This is a genomic window from Haloactinospora alba, assembly GCF_006717075.1.
GTDB lineage: Bacteria > Actinomycetota > Actinomycetes > Streptosporangiales > Streptosporangiaceae > Haloactinospora > Haloactinospora alba.
Window position 1 is genome coordinate 1,570,441 of sequence record NZ_VFQC01000001.1, and the last position, 15,753, is coordinate 1,586,193.

The 15,753-nt window shown below is 69.6% G+C and carries 14 protein-coding genes; 6 read left to right on the forward strand and 8 right to left on the reverse strand.

Features of this window, described 5'->3' with window-relative positions; all coding sequences use genetic code 11:
* The first annotated feature begins 97 nt into the window (after nucleotides 1-97).
* Nucleotides 98-391: a DUF3040 domain-containing protein gene (locus tag FHX37_RS07095; RefSeq protein ID WP_141922940.1), complete on the forward strand. Its 294-nt coding sequence runs from the start codon at nucleotides 98-100 to the stop codon at nucleotides 389-391.
* A gap of 178 nt (nucleotides 392-569) precedes the next feature.
* On the opposite strand, the gene FHX37_RS07100 is transcribed toward FHX37_RS07095, so the two are convergent.
* Both FHX37_RS07100 and FHX37_RS07105 read right to left on the reverse strand, forming a co-directional pair.
* Nucleotides 570-2,435 carry a penicillin-binding transpeptidase domain-containing protein gene (locus FHX37_RS07100; RefSeq protein ID WP_246062162.1) on the reverse strand — a complete coding sequence of 622 codons (1,866 nt, stop codon included), beginning with the start codon at nucleotides 2,433-2,435 and terminating at the stop codon, nucleotides 570-572.
* 330 nt (nucleotides 2,436-2,765) lie between these two features.
* On the reverse strand, nucleotides 2,766-3,467 hold the full coding sequence (locus FHX37_RS07105; protein ID WP_141925084.1) for a lysophospholipid acyltransferase family protein: 702 nt from the start codon (nucleotides 3,465-3,467) through the stop codon (nucleotides 2,766-2,768).
* A gap of 179 nt (nucleotides 3,468-3,646) precedes the next feature.
* Between FHX37_RS07105 and FHX37_RS07110 the strand changes: the two genes are divergently transcribed.
* Nucleotides 3,647-4,336: a cyclase family protein gene (locus FHX37_RS07110; RefSeq protein WP_141922944.1), complete on the forward strand. Its 690-nt coding sequence runs from the start codon at nucleotides 3,647-3,649 to the stop codon at nucleotides 4,334-4,336.
* Here the strand turns inward: FHX37_RS07110 and FHX37_RS07115 are convergent.
* From FHX37_RS07115 to FHX37_RS07125, 3 genes are all read right to left on the reverse strand, one after another.
* On the reverse strand, nucleotides 4,333-6,447 hold the full coding sequence (locus tag FHX37_RS07115; RefSeq protein WP_141922946.1) for an FUSC family protein: 2,115 nt from the start codon (nucleotides 6,445-6,447) through the stop codon (nucleotides 4,333-4,335). The genes FHX37_RS07110 and FHX37_RS07115 overlap by 4 nt on opposite strands.
* 10 nt (nucleotides 6,448-6,457) lie before the next feature.
* Nucleotides 6,458-7,771 carry a coiled-coil domain-containing protein gene (locus FHX37_RS07120; protein WP_342777599.1) on the reverse strand — a complete coding sequence of 438 codons (1,314 nt, stop codon included), beginning with the start codon at nucleotides 7,769-7,771 and terminating at the stop codon, nucleotides 6,458-6,460.
* Between the two features lie 226 nt (nucleotides 7,772-7,997).
* Nucleotides 7,998-8,948, reverse strand: a complete 951-nt coding sequence (locus FHX37_RS07125) for an aldo/keto reductase (RefSeq protein WP_141922949.1) — start codon at nucleotides 8,946-8,948, stop codon at nucleotides 7,998-8,000.
* 154 nt (nucleotides 8,949-9,102) lie between these two features.
* On the opposite strand from FHX37_RS07125, the gene FHX37_RS07130 reads away from it, so the two are divergent.
* Nucleotides 9,103-9,534, forward strand: a complete 432-nt coding sequence (locus FHX37_RS07130; RefSeq protein WP_141922951.1) for a MerR family transcriptional regulator — start codon at nucleotides 9,103-9,105, stop codon at nucleotides 9,532-9,534.
* Nucleotides 9,535-9,556: 22 nt separating this feature from the next.
* Here FHX37_RS07130 and FHX37_RS07135 read toward each other — a convergent pair whose 3' ends face one another.
* Nucleotides 9,557-10,099 (reverse strand): GNAT family N-acetyltransferase, encoded by a 543-nt coding sequence (locus FHX37_RS07135; protein WP_394344481.1) that lies wholly within the window; start codon nucleotides 10,097-10,099, stop codon nucleotides 9,557-9,559.
* A 669-nt stretch (nucleotides 10,100-10,768) separates the two neighbouring features.
* On the opposite strand from FHX37_RS07135, the gene FHX37_RS07140 reads away from it, so the two are divergent.
* Complete coding sequence (locus tag FHX37_RS07140; protein ID WP_141922955.1) at nucleotides 10,769-11,710, forward strand: LysR family transcriptional regulator; 942 nt, start codon at nucleotides 10,769-10,771, stop codon at nucleotides 11,708-11,710.
* Here FHX37_RS07140 and FHX37_RS07145 read toward each other — a convergent pair.
* On the reverse strand, nucleotides 11,682-12,629 hold the full coding sequence (locus FHX37_RS07145) for a LysR substrate-binding domain-containing protein (RefSeq protein WP_141922957.1): 948 nt from the start codon (nucleotides 12,627-12,629) through the stop codon (nucleotides 11,682-11,684). The two genes, FHX37_RS07140 and FHX37_RS07145, sit on opposite strands and share 29 nt — an antisense overlap.
* Before the next feature lie 146 nt (nucleotides 12,630-12,775).
* Between FHX37_RS07145 and FHX37_RS07150 the strand changes: the two genes are divergently transcribed.
* Both FHX37_RS07150 and FHX37_RS07155 read left to right on the forward strand, forming a co-directional pair.
* Nucleotides 12,776-13,702: an EamA family transporter gene (locus FHX37_RS07150; RefSeq protein ID WP_141925086.1), complete on the forward strand. Its 927-nt coding sequence runs from the start codon at nucleotides 12,776-12,778 to the stop codon at nucleotides 13,700-13,702.
* 154 nt (nucleotides 13,703-13,856) lie between these two features.
* On the forward strand, nucleotides 13,857-15,053 hold the full coding sequence (locus FHX37_RS07155; protein ID WP_141922959.1) for a carboxylate-amine ligase: 1,197 nt from the start codon (nucleotides 13,857-13,859) through the stop codon (nucleotides 15,051-15,053).
* A gap of 29 nt (nucleotides 15,054-15,082) precedes the next feature.
* Here FHX37_RS07155 and FHX37_RS07160 read toward each other — a convergent pair whose 3' ends face one another.
* On the reverse strand, nucleotides 15,083-15,742 hold the full coding sequence (locus FHX37_RS07160; RefSeq protein WP_141922961.1) for an alpha-ketoglutarate-dependent dioxygenase AlkB family protein: 660 nt from the start codon (nucleotides 15,740-15,742) through the stop codon (nucleotides 15,083-15,085).
* Between the last annotated feature and the right edge of the window lie 11 nt (nucleotides 15,743-15,753).

Here is a 15,753-nt window from a genome sequence, read left to right on the forward strand (position 1 = left end):
GCGTACGGATCGGCTCCCGCCGGGTACAACTCCGGGCGAACAGGGCAGAACCCCCATTACACCGGTGCTGCCACCCCGTGGTGAGGGGAGGGGACAGATGGCCCTGCGCGAGTACGAGAGGCGGATCCTCGCCGAGATCGAACAGCACCTCAGCGAGGAGGAACCGCAGCTGGCGAGTCGTTTCGCGGAGTTCGGAACGAGAGAGACCACTCCTGACCGGGAGGCGAAACCGGACGGGTGGAAACCGTGGTTGGTCGCCGGTGCGATAGCGGTGTTCGTGATCGGAGTGCTGGTGGTGCTTCTGGTGGCGACACCCAGCGCACCCCAACCGGAACAGACCACACCCGGCACTGTCCCGGAATCGGTGGTTCCGGAAAACGGAGCGGAGTAGCGGCGGCCGGCCGCCTGCTCGTTCGGGAACGACGGGACGCTGTTCGCGGCGAGCGGCGCGTCCGGCGCCGCGCTGGCAAGGCTGAGGGGAGCCGGGGCGGTCGGTGGGCCGACTGGGGAGAACACGGCAAGGCCGTGCTGCGCGACGCGCAGCGGAACAAGCGCCCACCAGAGAGAGCCTAGATTCCGCCGAGGAAGTCGCGGGCGACCGGTGCAGCCACGGATCCGCCGCCACCGCCGCCCTCGACGACGACGGCAAAGGCGACGTCGTCGCGGTACCCCACGAACCAGGCGTGCGTTTCCAGCTCCTCGTCTCCTTCGGCCGTACCGAACTCCGCCGAGCCGGTCTTGCCGTAGACCTCGCCAGTGAAACCGGCGCTGTCCGCCGTTCCGTTGGTGACGACCTCGCGCATCATCGGACGCAGCTCCTGCGCGTGTTGGAGCTGCGCGGGTTCGGGCTGGTCGTCCACCTCGGGCTCGGTGACGAGGACCGGAGAACGCCAGGAACCGTCGCTGACAGCAGCCGGAACCGTGGCCATGTGCAGCGGGGACGTCGACACCTGCCCCTGGCCGATGCTCTGCGCGGCCAGCATGGTGGCGTTCTCCGGGGAAGGGTAGCTCGGCTTCTGGGTCGGAATGCCGACGTTGAGGTCCGCGTTCATCCCGAAACGCTCGGCGGCGGTGGTGAACGTGTCAGCGTCCAACCGCTGTGCGACCTCCTGGACCAGTGCCGTGTTACACGATGTGGCGAACGCCTCGGTCACACTCTGGGACCCGAACGCGTCGTCGTGGGCGTTGGTGAACTCCCAACCCCCCACGTTCGCGGTCTTGGGGCAGTTCATCGTCCCGTCGGCAGCTAGCCCCGCCTCCAGAAGCGCCTGGTAACTGACGATCTTGAAGGAGGACCCCGGCGCGTAAGTGCCGTTGAAAGCGCGGTTGTACCCCCCGGGAACGTTGGCTGCGGCGAGGATCTCCCCGCTCGAGGGGCGTATCGCCACCAGCGACGTGGGGTTGGACTGGCCGGTGATGGCATCGGCCGCGGCGCGCTGGACATCCGGGTCGATGCTCGTCGTCACGTCCGCCCCGTCTTCCCCCTCGAGGGTGGCGACATTGGGAGCGTCCTCGGCAGCATCCTCCTCGCCAGCGTCCACGACACGGATCGACGTCGCCGCGGTGCCGGCCAGCCGCTCCTCGTAGGCCTGCTGGATGCCGCCGACGCCCACCGGATCCCCGGGGCCGTAGGCCGGCCCCAGGTTCTCCAGGTCCTCCTCGGAGGCGGACTCAACCCGGCCGGTCAGCATTCGGACCGATCCGGACGCCTCCTCCGTGTCCAGCCGGGAGCCGTCGGCGGCCAGGATACTGCCGCGTTCCCCCCACTCCGTGGCACGGGCGAGGGTCTTTCCCTCGGCGAGGTCCGGGTGGAGGGAGGACGGGCCGGCGACGACCTCCCACGCGTCCCCGGAGCGGTTGAGCTCCAGTTCGCCGGAGTAGCTCCAGGCCTCGGCGTTGGCGAGGGTGAGGGTGGCCTCGAACGGCGCCGTGGCGGTGTCGTCGTTCTCCTCGACGCCGCCGAGCTCCGTCTCAACCTGCTCGACCCCCAGGTTGTCGGCCACCCCGCCGTATATCTCCGTGATCTCGTCCTCGTCGGTGCCAGCACTCAACCCGGCCATGGTGCCGTACTCCTGTGCCGACCACGCGTCGAGGTAGTCGCGCGCGCTGTCGTCGGGCGAGGGGCCGGAAACCACGTACCAGGAGATACCGGCCCCCAGCAACGCCAGAGCAACAGCACCGCTCACCCCGCCGAGAACGAACGGAAGGCGGGAACGGCGCGGGGACCCGCCGGACCCGTCGGGGGGTGGTGCGGGGGGATCGATCGTGGGGAGGGGGTGCTGGGAGGTGGCGCTCCCCGTGGCGCCGCCGGGGAGCTCCTCGTGGGGCTCGCCTGGTTCCGCGGGGAAGACGTCCTCCCGCGGTTCGGAGGGGGAGGGGGGTTGTGCCGGCTCCGGCTGCTCGCCGTCCGGGCCAGGGGGGTGGTTCTCGTTCACGCCTGCTCGTCCTTCCGCCAGGCTGATACGCGTCCGCCCCGTTGTTCTGCTCGGAACCGGCGGGGCGGAAAGTAGGGTGGTCGGTGTGGTGGTCGCCTCTCGGCGCGAGGCACAACGCGGTTCCGTGACCGTGCGGTGCGCCTAGGGCGCCCGAACGCGGTATTCCGCGAAGGCAATAGGTGAGCCCGGGGGACACTTATGACCACACCGACCACTAGCGACCCTAACGTATAACGCGGGCTGCCTGTTCCATGCCGTGTGGCTCCGAGGCGTGAGCTGTCCCATGCCGTAGGGCGGGCCCTTGGGCGCGGAACCACGGGCCGGTGTGTGTTACCGGCGGGAACCGGGAGGGTCGTTCTGCTGCTCGGCTTTGGCGGAGGAGGCGTAACGGCTCGCCTGCTGTTGTCCGGACAACCGCTGGATCTCGGCCATGATGGCGTCGGTCGCCGCCCGCCGGGAACGCGCTTTCCCTTGTTCTCCCGCCCACGGGGACAGGTCGACGGCCGGGCCGAACCGTACGCCGACGGGACGTAGGGCGGGAAACCGGCTTCCCTCGGGCAGTATCCGGTCGGTTCCCGCCAGTGCGACGGGAACCACGGGCGCACCCGAGGCGAGGGCGAGCCACGCCAACCCGGTCTGGCCCCGGTACAGCTGGCCGTCCGGGGAGCGGGTCCCCTCCGGGAAGATACCGAGGGCGCTTCCGTCCCGGAGGAAGTCGAGGCTGTGCTCCATCGCGGCATGGGCCCCCTGGCCGGGCCGCCTGTCCACCGACATCTGCCCGATCGCGCGCAGGGTCCGGGCGAAGACCCGTTGCGGCGGGGTGCCCTCGCTGAAAAGCTCCTGCTTGGCGATGAAGGTAACCGGGCGTGGCACCGCGACGCCGATGAACAGCGGGTCGAGGTTCGAGCGGTGGTTGCTGGCGAGAATGACCGGTCCGTGCGAGGGAATGTGGTGCGTACCGCGCACACGCAACGGCCACAGGATGCGCGTCACTGGGGTGACGACCGCCTTCGCGGCCCTGTACAGGAACACGGCGCCTGTCCTCTTCTGCTCGTGGGTGCCGGTGTTGCTTGACACCGGCCGTGTCTTTGTCGCCCCGAGCTTATCCGGGCATGACGGCGGTGTTCGCACACGCTAGGGTTGGTCTAGACCTTTGAGTGCTCGGAGGAACGGAACACACGCACGGGACGCCTGCCAGAGAGGGGCGAGATATGACGCGGATGGTCGACGTCAGCCACCAGATTGCCGACGGTATGACGACCTACCCCGGACTGCCCGGGCCCGACATCGACGAGTACCTGTCCTTCGAGGACTCCCACCAGTCCTACGCCCCCGGGACCGAGTTCACGATCGGGCGTATCTTCATGGTCACCAACACCGGCACCTACCTGGACACACCAGCGCATCGCTACCGGGAGGGGTCGGACCTGGCCGACCTGGAACTGGAGAAGGTGGCGGGTCTTCCCGGTATCGTCGTCGACGCTGACGAACAGGCCGTCGGCCCGGAGATCCTCACCGGCCGGGACGTCGCGGGCAAGGCCGTACTGATCCGCACCGACTGGGACCGGCACTGGCGCACCGACCACTACGGCTCCCCGGAACACCCCTATCTGACCGGCAGCGCCGCCAAGGCGCTGGCGGACGCCGGCGCGGCTCTCGTGGGAATCGACTCCGTGAACATCGATGACACCTCGGACGAGTCGGGCGGAGCCCGCCCCACCCACTCCGCCCTGCTGGCAGCTGGCGTGCCCGTGGTGGAGCACCTGTGCCAGCTGCACCGGCTGCCACGGGAAGGCTTCACGTTCTTCGCCGTTCCGGTGAAGGCGCGGGGTCTGGGCACCTTCCCCGTCCGTGCCTTCGCGATGGTCGAGGACGCCTCTCCGGCCACCGCGGCCAGCTAGAGGTCCGCGTCGGGCTCCGCACGGGCGCGGCGGTGCTCACGCCGTGCCCGGTGTTCCTGTTCCAACGCGGCGGCCCGCTGGTCCCTGGCGACCGCGGTGCGCATGGCAGAGGAGAGGGCCCGCAGCTCCATGTTGATCCGGGGGTAGTCCACGAGCCGCGGAAGGGCGCCCAAACGTGGGGTGCGCCGTTCCCGTAGCGCCGCCGTCAGTTCGTGGAACGCGCGCTCCAACCGCTGCAACGTGATCTGCGAGGCCGTCGGGAAGTTCTCGTCCGCGAGCATCGCCAGCGCCAGGTACCCGACCCGCTGGGTCGCCACCACCACCGGCCACAGGGGTTGGGTGTTGTCGGCGCGCGGCACGTCGCCTATGGCACTGTCATAGACGCTGCGCAGGCTTACCAGTGCGGCCCGCAGATCACGGCGCAGCCGGTAACGCCGCTCTGCGGTGGGGGAGACGTCCGGGTCGAGCACGGCTGTGACCGCCCTGCGCGCCGTGTCCAGCACATCGTTGATGAGCTGCGGTAACCGGGCCGCGGCGGTTCGGCGCCACAGCAACAGCGCTCCGAGCGTACCCGCGAGCGCGCCCAGCAGGGTGTCGACCATCCGGGAAACGGCGATATCGTCCACGGGCTGCGGCGCAGCGGTGTGCGCCAGGATCAGCGCCATGGGGGTGAGCAGGATACTGCCGTAGAAGAAGTTGCGTTTGATGACGAGCTGCGCGGCCCCCTGGAAACCGGCGACGAGCGCGATGATGGCGGGCAACGGTGGTTGGCTCGCCAACAGGGCCGCCGCCACACCGACCCCGAGCAGCGTTCCGAGGGTGCGTTGCGTCGCCCGGTTCGTGGTCAGGACGACGTTGCCGCCCTGCAGTACCGAACACGCGGTGATCGAGATCCAGTAGAAACGGTCGAAACCGAGGGCGATCCCGACCAGACCGGCCAGTGCGACAGTGATCCCCATCCGCAGGGCGGTGGGCATGATCAGCGACTCCCGGCTCAGACTGGTCCGCAGCGCCGTTCCCAGCGAGGGGTTACGCGTCTCCTGCAGCTCCAAGCCCTGCCCCTCGCCAGTGTGCTCGGCCCTGCCCGCTGTCTGGGCGGCCCTGCTGAGGCGGCGGTACAGCCCGGCCTCCAAGGAACGCGGTCGCATCCCCGCGCGTGACTCCTCGAGCGCGGACGGGTCGGGGCACAGCCAGGGCTTGCCCACCGACTCGGCGAGGCCGTCGGCGAACGTGGCCACCTCCGGTGGCAGCGTCTCGGTGCGTGACATGGATACGTCAGTGGCCGCCAGATGGATGTCCGAGGCCCAGCGCAACAGCGCACGTAACCGCGCGGCCGTGGCCGTGTCCCGGTATCCCCGGGTCTGGGCCAACTGGACGATCCGCCACGCCTCGGCGACGGCGATCGACGCGTCGTGCTGGACGTGGTCCACCTCCGGGGTGCCGATGGCCCGCAACAGGTTCGCCAGGGACCGGAACGCCCCGGCCACCGCCCGGTTCTCCGGATGGCGACTGCGTATCGGTGCCAGCGCCATGGAGACCACCCACCCGATGGCGGCCCCGAGCGCGGCGAGACCGGCGTGCAGCGGTACCCCGGAAAGCCCACCCGGCGCGATGGTGGATATCGCGCACACCAGAACGAAGAAGAGCGGTCCCGGTTTGTCCACCCGCAGCGCCTGGCACAACCAGGTGGCGACACCGGCCACGGCACCGATGGCGGCAGCCGCCGTCCACGGGGTGAGCGAGGCGAGGGAACCGACCCCTACGCTGGCGACGAATCCCAGCCCGACCAGGGCGAGCGCGACAGCACGGTAACTGTAGGGGGTGAACTTCTCGTAGAGGACCGTCATGGACCCGAGCGCGGCGAGCGTTCCCACCTGCGGGCCGGCCAGGGCAGCGGCCAGGCCGAACGAGGTGCCCATGGCGACCGCGGCGTGAACAGCGGTGCTCCACGCCCACCCACCGCTCGCCAGACCGAAGAGAGCGGTCAGGTCAACGCGCGGACGTGGGCGGTCGGCGACCGTCGGGCGGGCACGCGCGGGAGGATCCCACTCGGGCTCCTCCCGCGCGGTACCGTCGTCCGGAGCACTGGATACCGACCCCTCATGTCGCATGTTTCCAATGTTAGGTGGGCTTGCCACCAGGGTCGGCAGTACTCTCGACCATGGCCCGGAGCCGTTTGAGCTCGCCGAGCGCCTCGTCCAGCTGGTTCTCGGCCCGCTCGGCCCGCCGGACAGCGTTGTCGCGGGCGTCGTCGGCGGCGGAGGTCCGCTCGGCCATGGACTCCCGGAGCTCGGCAAGGGAACGTTCGCTGCTCTCGCGTTGCTGTTCCAGCTCCGCGCGGTGCCGGACGCGCTCCTCCTCCGCCTGGCGGCGCAGGTGGTCCAGCTCCGCACGCGTCCGGTCGCGTTCCTCGCCGAGCTCGGCGAGCCGGGCCTGTGCTCCCTCGGCGGCGCTCTCGGCGTGCTGGGCCCGCTCGACGGCCTCCTGCCGAGCCGACACAGCCGTGTCCAGCTGTTCCCGGAGACGCTGCTGTTCGGTGGCTGCGTGTTCCCGGACCTGCTCGAGCTCACGCTGGGACCGGCGCCGTTCCTCGTCGAGCTGTGCAGCGGCACGCTGCTCAGCGGCGTCGATCCGCCGGGCGGCGTCGGCCAGACCGGCCTCGCACTCGGCGCGGGCGGCGTCCCGTTCCCGCGCGTAGCGGTCCAGCTGCTGCTGTGCGCGCGACAGGTCGGCCAGGGCCGCATCCCGACTGTTGGTGGCCTCGTCAGCCATGCGTTCGGCCGCTCCGGCGGCGGCGCGTGCCGCCGCGGTCCCCTCCTCAGCCGTTCTCCGTGCCCGTTCGGCCTCGCGGCGTCGGTCCTCGGCGTCCAGACGCGCGGTGTCCGCCTCGGCGACGCGCCGGTTCGCCTCCAACCGGGCCGCCTCCACCTGGGACTCCGCGCTGGCCGGATCCGTCATGGTGGTGAAGGCGTCCGTCGCGGCGTTCAGCGTCGCGGTGAGCTGCTCCGCCTGAACAGCGAACCGTGTCAGCAGGTCGTCGGCGCGCATCCGTGCCCTGCTGACGGGCGCAGTGTCAACCCCGGAAGTGGAGGACGGCCCCGGTACGGTCCCGGTCCCGTCGTGGTCGGGATCTCCCTGGTCCTGCTGCTGGTGGGGGTGGTGCTCCTCGCCCTGCTGCTCGAGCTTCTGCCGTTCCCGCCAGGCGCGCCAGCGTGTGTGCTCTGGCAGGTCGCAGTACTGGGGCGGCCTGCCGGGGGAGGAGCGGCGCGGGACGGGGCGGGTGCACCCGGGGAAGTTGCAGGTGTTGGCCCCGTTCCCGTCCACTGTGGAGTCGGGAGGAGCGGCCAAGGGTTCGTGACCGGTGGACCCGTGAGCACCGTCGGTGCCGGGTCCGGGTTCCGTGTGCTGTGTCGTGTTCGCGTCTGTGTCGGCCACGCGGATGAGGGTAACGCCTCCTGGCCGTTGACCGGGCGGAGCGGGAAGGCGGGCGTTTCGGCCCGGCCACCACCCCGCTCCGGCCCGGGTGGTGCCGGTGGGCGACGTTTCCGGAACCGGACCGAAACAGTGTGATCGCGCCCCGGGTCGGCGACAGGTGCCATCCGCCGGAGCGGGTCGGTTCCGCACGCCGCGGCGCGCGGAACCAACGAACCGGTGCGGAAGATCAGTACCGGTTGCCCTCGGGAGCGGGAAGCGCGTCCAGCTCGGCCAGGTCCTCCCGGTCCAGCTCGAGGTCCGCGGCCGCGGCGTTGGCCGCCAGGTACCGCGGTGTCTTGGTTCCGGGGATCGGCACCAGGTTGCTGCCCTGGGCCAGTACCCAGGCCAGGGACACCTGGGCGGGCGTGACGCCGTGACGGTCGGCCACCTTGGCTATCCCCTCCGCGATCGTCTGGTTGGCGTCGATCGCCTCGGCGTGGAAGCGCGACCTGCCGTGTCGCCAGTCCCCCTCGGGAAGGTCGTCCACCGAGCGGAAGCGTCCGGTGAGGAAACCGCGGCCGAGGGGCGAGTAGGGGAGGAAGGTGATCCCGTTCGCCGCGCAGTACGGCAGCACCTCGTCCAGGGGCTCCCTGCTCCACAGGGACAGCTCCGTCTGCACGCTGGTTACCGGGTGCACCGCGCTCGCCCGTTCGATCTCGGCCACGCTGGCTTCGGACAGTCCGATCGCCCGCGCCTTGCCCGCCCGTACCGCCTCGGCCATGGCCCCGACGCTCTCCTCGATGGGAACCTCCGGGTCCACCCGGTGGAGCTGGTAGAGGTCGACATGGTCGGTTCGCAGCCGGCGCAGACTGGCGTCGATATTCTCCCGGATGTGCTCGGGGCGTCCGTTGCGGCCCATGTTGCCCTGGTCGTCCAGGACCAACCCGACCTTGGTTGCCAGTACCGCCCGCTCCCGGCGGTCGGCCAGGGCACGGCCCACCAGCTCCTCGTTGGTGTGGGGGCCGTAGACGTCGGCGGTGTCGACCAGGGTCATCCCGGCGTCCAGGGCCTGGTGGATGACCGACACCGACGTGTCGTCGTCCCTGCCGTGCGGGTCGTAGCCGAAACTCATGCCCATGCAGCCCAGGCCGATGACGCCGATCTCGGGCCCGTTGGGGCCCAGGGTGGTGGTGCGCATACGTGTCCTCAATGATCTCTGGGGCGGAAAACCGGGCGGCTCGCGACCGCCGGTGGACACTGTGCGCCTTGGAGCGCGCTCCAAGGCAAGCCCGAGCAACGGCCCGTGCCAGCTCCGGTGTCGGTGGGGGCCCGGCGCGCCTAGATTTGGGGGTATGAGCACCACGCCCCCCACCGGACTCACGATCTCCCAGGCTGCGGAACACACGGGGTTGTCCGCGGACACGCTCCGGTACTACGAGCGCATCGGCCTCCTCGACCCGGTACCGCGCTCCACGGCGGGATACCGCGTCTACGGTCGGGAGGAACTGGAACAGATACGGTTCGTGCTGCTGGTTCGGGGCACCGGTATGCCCATCCAGAGCATGTTGGAGTACGCGCGCCTGCGGCGTTCGGGCGAACACACCGCCGCCCGGCGCCGGGACATGCTGTCCGAGCACCGGCGGCGGTTGTACGCCCAGGTGAGCGAGTTGGAGGAGACCCTCCGCTACCTGGACTGCAAGATCGAGACCTACGACGGACTGATCGAGGAGGCCCAGTGCGGCGGGGAGGCGCCCGAGTCGCCGGGATCGACGCCCGCTGCCTGACCGAGCGCCCGGTGCCGTGCGGTCAGTCGTGGGGGCCGAGTGCGCCGATCCTGGAGACCATCGTGGTCACGAACGGCTGGAACCCCTCCTGCTCGTAGAAGCGGATGTCCTCCGAGCTGGTGGCCAGGGCGGACAGCTCGATGTCGCGGATACCGCGCGAACCCACCTGCCGGCGCACCTCCTCCAGTAGTCCGGAGCCCACACCAGTGCCGGTGTGCTCCGGTGCCACCGCCAGGGTCTGCACGACGGCCACCCGGGAGTCCCGGTCCCAGGATCCCTGTTGGGCGTCCCGGACCGTCACCATCGCGTACCCCACGTCCGTGCCGTCCCGTTCGGCCAGGACCGCCAGCGTGTCAGGGTCGGCAAGCCAGCGGAGGTACTGCGCGCGGCGGCGTCGCCAGGACTCCTCGGTGTCCACCGAGGTGATGACATCCTCCAGGTGTGGCGCGGTGGCAGTGTGCCGCTCGTGTATGGCTGTCCAGAGCTCGCCGAGTTCGTCGATCTCGTGCGAACCGAGGTAACGGAAGCGCAGAACTCCCGGAAATCCGGTCTGTGGCTTGGTCACCAACGAATTTCCCATGTTTTTCTCACCCGTTCCAGCCAGCTTCAGCGCGGTTGCGGTTTCCCGTCACTCCCCACCGGGACCCAGGAATGCGCTGTGCTTCTGAGGCTACGTGTCCTGCTCCGGCAGGTGTGCGGCGACACGAAGAAAAGGAAAACTTCCCATGACAGAAGAAAAAAATTTTAAATATTTTGCTTGAGTGTGGTGGGTGCTGCGTGGAGCCCACCGGCCCGCTACCCCGCGGACGCGGCTGTCATCGGACCGGGGCGAGCGGGAACACGACCGCGCCGGAGCGGGGAGCCTGAGCGCCTCCGCTTCCGGGCGGTACCGCGACGCGCCCCGCCCGGAACACACTGCGGGCGTATGCCACCGGAGACCGGTACCCCGGGGATGCCGTGGCCACGTCTCCCGGTTCCCCGGCCGCCGGGCTCGCCGCGGCTCGGGAACGTCGCCGTTCACTGACCGGGGGTGTGGTGCTCGGGGGAAGGGACGGTCGGGCAGCCCCCTGATCCCCGTCCGGCCCCACGACGCGTACCGTCACTGGGTCCGAACGGATCGGGGCAAGATGTCTCTGCGGCGAGAACGGAAACCGTGCACTAGATCACGTTCCGCCGTCGGATTCACCGGCTCATACCGTCATCCACGACGTTGCGTCTCGTTTACATTGGACCCATGATCGATGTCCGGCGGCTGCAACTCTTACAGGCGCTCGATCAGCACCACACTGTGGCAGGTACGGCGGAGGCGTTGAACGTCACCCCCTCCGCCGTCTCCCAGCAGCTCACGGCGCTGTCCAAGGAAACCGGCGTGACCCTGGTGGAGCGCCAGGGGAGGCGATTCCACCTCACCGGTCCGGGACGCGTCCTCCTCGAGCACGCGAACGTCATCTTCGCGGAAATGGAACGGGCCCAGGCAGACCTGACCGAGTCCGCCGAGGGCACCGTGGGCTACGCGCGTATAGGGGCGTTCTCCACCGCGATATCCGACCTCGTGGCTCCCGCCGTCGCGGCGCTGCAGAAGACGGACCCGGGATGGCACTTCTCGGTCGTACAGGCCGAACCGGAAGTGAGCACGGAGATGCTCCGCAGCGGAGCCATCGATGTGGCGATCACGATGTCCTCGGCCCACCTGCCCCCGCACGGCACCGCCGAGTTCCGTGTGGACGCCATCATGGTCGAACCCTTCGACGCGGTACTGCCGTACCAGCATCCGTTGGCCGCCTCGACCGACCTGGAGCTCGCCACGGATCTGGCCGACACCGACTGGATCATGTCGGCGCCACGCACGGCCTGGTACGACTGCGTCACGGCGGCGTGTCACCGGGCCGGGTTCCAACCCCGGGTGAGCCACACTGTCGACGACTTCAGCGCCGTCTTCGCGCTGGTCCAGGCAGGACTGGGGATAGCGCTGATGCCGCGGCTCGCCTGGACCGGGCTTTCCGCTCCCCACCTCGTGGTGCGTGCGGTGCGCAACACAGCACAGCGGCACATCGTGGCACTCAGCCGGGCGGGCGCCACCCCCGAACCGCTGCTCACCGCTGTCCGGGAGGCGGCGGCCAAAGTTCCCGTCCCCTCGATCGGCCCTCTCATACCCTCGAACCAGGAGACGAGCTGACCGCGGTGTCGTCGTTGTCCAGAACCCCGCGGGCGGCGGAACGCAGATAATCCGCCACCAGACGTATGGGGCGCCACGCCCAGCTCCCCGTGCGGCTCACCAGGGAAACCCGGCGCATACCGCCCAGCGCTCCCAACGGTGCGTGGGTGACCCCGCGTCGCGTCACGGCCGCCAGCTTGGGCATCACCCCCACACCCCATCCGGCAGCGACCACCCGCTCCACCACCTCCAGGTTGTCGATGCGGTGCCTGATCCGGGGAGTGAACCCTGCCGCCGCGCACATGCGCTGGACCAGCTCATCCTCGTCGCTTCCGCGCGAGTTGGCTATCCACCACTCTCCGGAGAAGGCCCGCAGCCGTTGCGGCGTCATGGCCCTGCTGCTCGCCCGCGCGCTCGACGGGTGCGAGAGCAGCAGCGGTTCCGTACCGATCTGCTGCAGCGCCAACGTCGCGGGGAAATGCCGCGGCACCAGGCTGTACTCGTACACCAGTCCCATGTCGGCGCTGCCGCTCTGCAACAGTTCCAGCGCGTCGTCCGGTTCGTGCTCGATAAGCCGCACCTCGATCCCCGGGTGGTTGTCGCGCAGCCCCGCCAGAGCGGGAAGGACGATCGGCGATGCGACGCTCGTGAACGTCACCAGGTCGACCCGGCCCACGGCCTCTCCCGTGCCGGCCATCTCGGTCCGTGCCGTCTCCACCCGGGCGAGGATGTCGGCCGCGTGTTCGGCCAGACGGTGCCCGGCGGGTGTCAGCCGTACCCGGCGCCCGTCCGGGACGAGAAGCGCCACCCCGGCCTCACGTTCCAACACGGCGAAATGCTTGGAGACCGCCGAGGTCCCCATGCCGGTGGTTTCCGCCACCGCACCCATCGTGCCGAGCCGCTCCAACTCCACCAGCAGCCGCAGGCGCGTCAAATCCATGGAACAAAACTACACGGTTAATCCACCAATGCTCCGTGGACAGAAACGAAACGGATGGATCCAATGGTCGGGTGCCTACATTCCTCCCTTCGTCGCTGTTCGCTGCCGGTAACCGCATCCCGGCCCCCGTTCTGCTGCTGTTGGGCATGTTCTCCCTGCAGACCGGTGGGGCACTGGCCGTCACTCTCTTCGGACAGGTCGGAGCCCTCGGGGTCACATGGCTACGACTGTCATGGGCGGCTCTGATACTGCTGCTGCTCAGCGGGCCCTCCCTGTGGCGGGCCGTCCGGGAAGCCACCCCGCGCGAACGCGCGTCCGTGGTGATGCTGGGCACAGTCAGCGCGGGGATGATGGCCCTCTACTCCGAAGCGACGGCGCGCATAGACCTGGGAACAGCCACCGCGCTGGAGTTCCTCGGGCCGCTCGTCGTGGCCGTGCTGGCACTGCGGCGGCGTGCCGAGCTTGTCTGGCTCCTCGCGGCCGCAACGGGCGTCCTGCTCCTCACCCGTCCCTGGAACGGGGAGACCGACCCGGTCGGGATCCTACTGGGGCTCACCGGTGCCACATGTGTCGGTCTCTACATCGTGCTCACCCAGCGTGTCGGCGGTAGTTTCAGCGCGGTACACGGACTGGCGCTGGCGATGACCGTCGCCGCGGGCGTCACCGCCCCCCTGGGGGCACCATCGGTCCTGGCCGCACCGAGCTGGCACATCCTGGCCGCCACACTGGGCATCGCGATACTGTTCCCGGTCGTTCCGTTCCTCCTGGAAATGGTGGTGCTCCAACGGATGAACCGCACCGCCTACAGCACCTTCGTCAGTCTGGAACCCGCTGTCAGCCTGGTGATGGGAATGCTGATCATCGCGCAGACACCGCTGCCGATGGAACTGGTCGGGATGGCGGCAGTGGTGGTCGCCGGGATCGGCGCGGCCCGGGGAACCGCACGCGCCCACCCCTACCCCCGCAGGACTTCGGGGCAACGGGAGCGACGCTCCGCCGATCATGTGGAAAACGCGATATCGGTACCTCGAAAACGGGGTAGTACTACCTGCGACAGTTCCGATCCGCGGTAGCGGAACCCGTTTCCCGGATGCGGGGGAGCGGGAAGTGGACAGTGACCGGCACGGTCGGCATCCCTACAAACCAGCTCCTCCGGTTCTCCTGCGCCCCTGCCGGGACGCGGCAGGAGAGGAACCCCGGCATCTCTGGAAAGCCCGAGGTCCTCGGATGAACGATCCCACACGTGCGCCCCACCAACCGCGCCAGAGTGAACATCCTGGCGGTTCCGCCTCGCTGGCACCCTTCGAACCGACGATCGGCGTGGAGGAGGAGTTCTTCCTCGTCGACGCCGGAACCCGCCGTGCCAGCGCCCGAGCCCAGGACATCCTGGAGTCGGGGAGGGGAGACCCCGGAAACGGGGGGAAACTGTGTGCCGAGATCACCCGTTTCCAGGTGGAAGCGGTCAGCCCCGTCTGCCGTACCGGCGCTGAGCTCTACGACTGCCTGGCCCACAGCAGACGGAAGCTGGCCGGTGCCGCTGACGACCGTGGGCTGGCCGTTACCGCCACCGGAACCGCTGTGCTGGGAGAGGTAGGAGCACCCCCCATCACCGACGGAACCCGGTACCGCGCCATCGCCGAGCAGTTCGGCGCCCTGCGTGACGCGCACGCCGTGTGCGGATGCCACATTCACGTGGGGATCACTGACCGGGAAACAGCACTGGGGGTGGTGAACCAGCTGCGGGGGTGGCTGCCGTGCCTGCTGGCACTGAACGCCAACTCCCCGTTCATCGGAGGCCGGGACACGGGCCACGCGAGCTGGCGCACGGTTACGTGGGCACGGCTTCCGTCGGCGGGACCGCCGCCATGGCTGAGTTCGATGGCGGAGTACGAACAGGCTGTCAGCGAGATGCTGGCCTCGGGAGCGATACTGGACCGGGGCATGGTCTACTGGGACGTGCGGCTCTCCGCGCACGTGCCCACGGTAGAGATGCGGATCGGGGACGCGGCGGCCACAGCTGAGGAGGCGGTACTGACCGCGCTGCTGGTACGTGGTCTCGCCGCCGTGGCGTTGGACCGGATCGCGATGGGGGAACCGCCCCCGATCCCGGGGGACCGGATGCTGCGGCTGGCGATCTGGCGCGCGGCCTACGACGGGCTGGAGGGCTACACCCTGGACCCCGTGTCCGGCGAGCTCGCCACCGCCCGGAACATGGTGTGGCGACTGCTCGACGTCGCCGCGCACGGCCTGTCCGCCCCGGACCAGGACCTTGCGCAACGGCTCCTCGCCCGGGTACTGGCAGCGGGATCGGGCGCCTACCGCCAACGAGCGGCCTACGCCCGGCGAGGACGGATATCGGACGTCGTGGACGCCATAGCACGGCAGACCCGGTACGGACTGGTCGCCGTCGAGGAGCACGGGTGAGGAGTGCCCGGGTCCGCCGTCGGAACCCGTCAGCCGAAGCCGGTGGCACGGATGGTGACGTTCAGCCGGCCAGAGGCCAACCCGCAGTCGGGATCGGCGCTCCCGGGACGTGTGCGTGGCACCCCGTGGTAGGCCATACGGGAGGGGCCGCCGAATACGAACAGGTCGCCGCTGCGTAGCTCGACGTCGGTGTAGGGGCGCCCGCGCGTTTCGGTGTTGCCGAACCGGAACACGCACGTGTCACCGACACTGAGCGAGACGACCGGAGCGTCGGCGCGTTCCTCCCGGTCCTGGTGCATTCCCATTCTCGCCTCAGCGTCGTAGAAGTTCACCAGTGCCACGTCGTAGCCGGGGCTCTCCGGTTCCGGCGCGTGCCCGTAGGCAGCTGCCACCCCCGCTCGGGCGAGTTCCCCTAGTTCGGGTGGGAACGGTGGTACCGGTGTCCCGTCCGGAAGCGTGCGCGAATAGCTGTAGGGTTCCCAGAACCAGCCGAGCGAGGCCATGGCGACGCTCATCCGCCCGCCTGTCGGTGTCCGGTGTTTGCGCATACCGGCGGGGGAGCGCACCCATTCGCGGCAACGGCCGACGAGCTCACGTTGCCGGGGGAGCCCCAGCCATCCGGGGACGTGGACCGCCCCCGGCGAGACAACGACGGGTTCGGGGACGGGGTCGAACAGTGGTTCGTTCATGGAGCTGCCGA

What these genes read in the sequence shown, in the direction of transcription:
- FHX37_RS07095 (WP_141922940.1), top strand. Translation starts at nt 98, where the DNA reads ATGGCCCTGCGCGAGTACGAGAGGCGGATCCTCGCCGAGATCGAACAG.
- FHX37_RS07125 (WP_141922949.1), bottom strand. Translation starts at nt 8,948, where the DNA reads ATGCGCACCACCACCCTGGGCCCCAACGGGCCCGAGATCGGCGTCATC.
- FHX37_RS07160 (WP_141922961.1), bottom strand. Translation starts at nt 15,742, where the DNA reads ATGAACGAACCACTGTTCGACCCCGTCCCCGAACCCGTCGTTGTCTCG.
- FHX37_RS07140 (WP_141922955.1), top strand. Translation starts at nt 10,769, where the DNA reads ATGATCGATGTCCGGCGGCTGCAACTCTTACAGGCGCTCGATCAGCAC.
- FHX37_RS07155 (WP_141922959.1), top strand. Translation starts at nt 13,857, where the DNA reads ATGAACGATCCCACACGTGCGCCCCACCAACCGCGCCAGAGTGAACAT.
- FHX37_RS07110 (WP_141922944.1), top strand. Translation starts at nt 3,647, where the DNA reads ATGACGCGGATGGTCGACGTCAGCCACCAGATTGCCGACGGTATGACG.
- FHX37_RS07130 (WP_141922951.1), top strand. Translation starts at nt 9,103, where the DNA reads ATGAGCACCACGCCCCCCACCGGACTCACGATCTCCCAGGCTGCGGAA.
- FHX37_RS07115 (WP_141922946.1), bottom strand. Translation starts at nt 6,447, where the DNA reads ATGCGACATGAGGGGTCGGTATCCAGTGCTCCGGACGACGGTACCGCG.
- FHX37_RS07145 (WP_141922957.1), bottom strand. Translation starts at nt 12,629, where the DNA reads ATGGATTTGACGCGCCTGCGGCTGCTGGTGGAGTTGGAGCGGCTCGGC.
- FHX37_RS07150 (WP_141925086.1), top strand. Translation starts at nt 12,776, where the DNA reads ATGTTCTCCCTGCAGACCGGTGGGGCACTGGCCGTCACTCTCTTCGGA.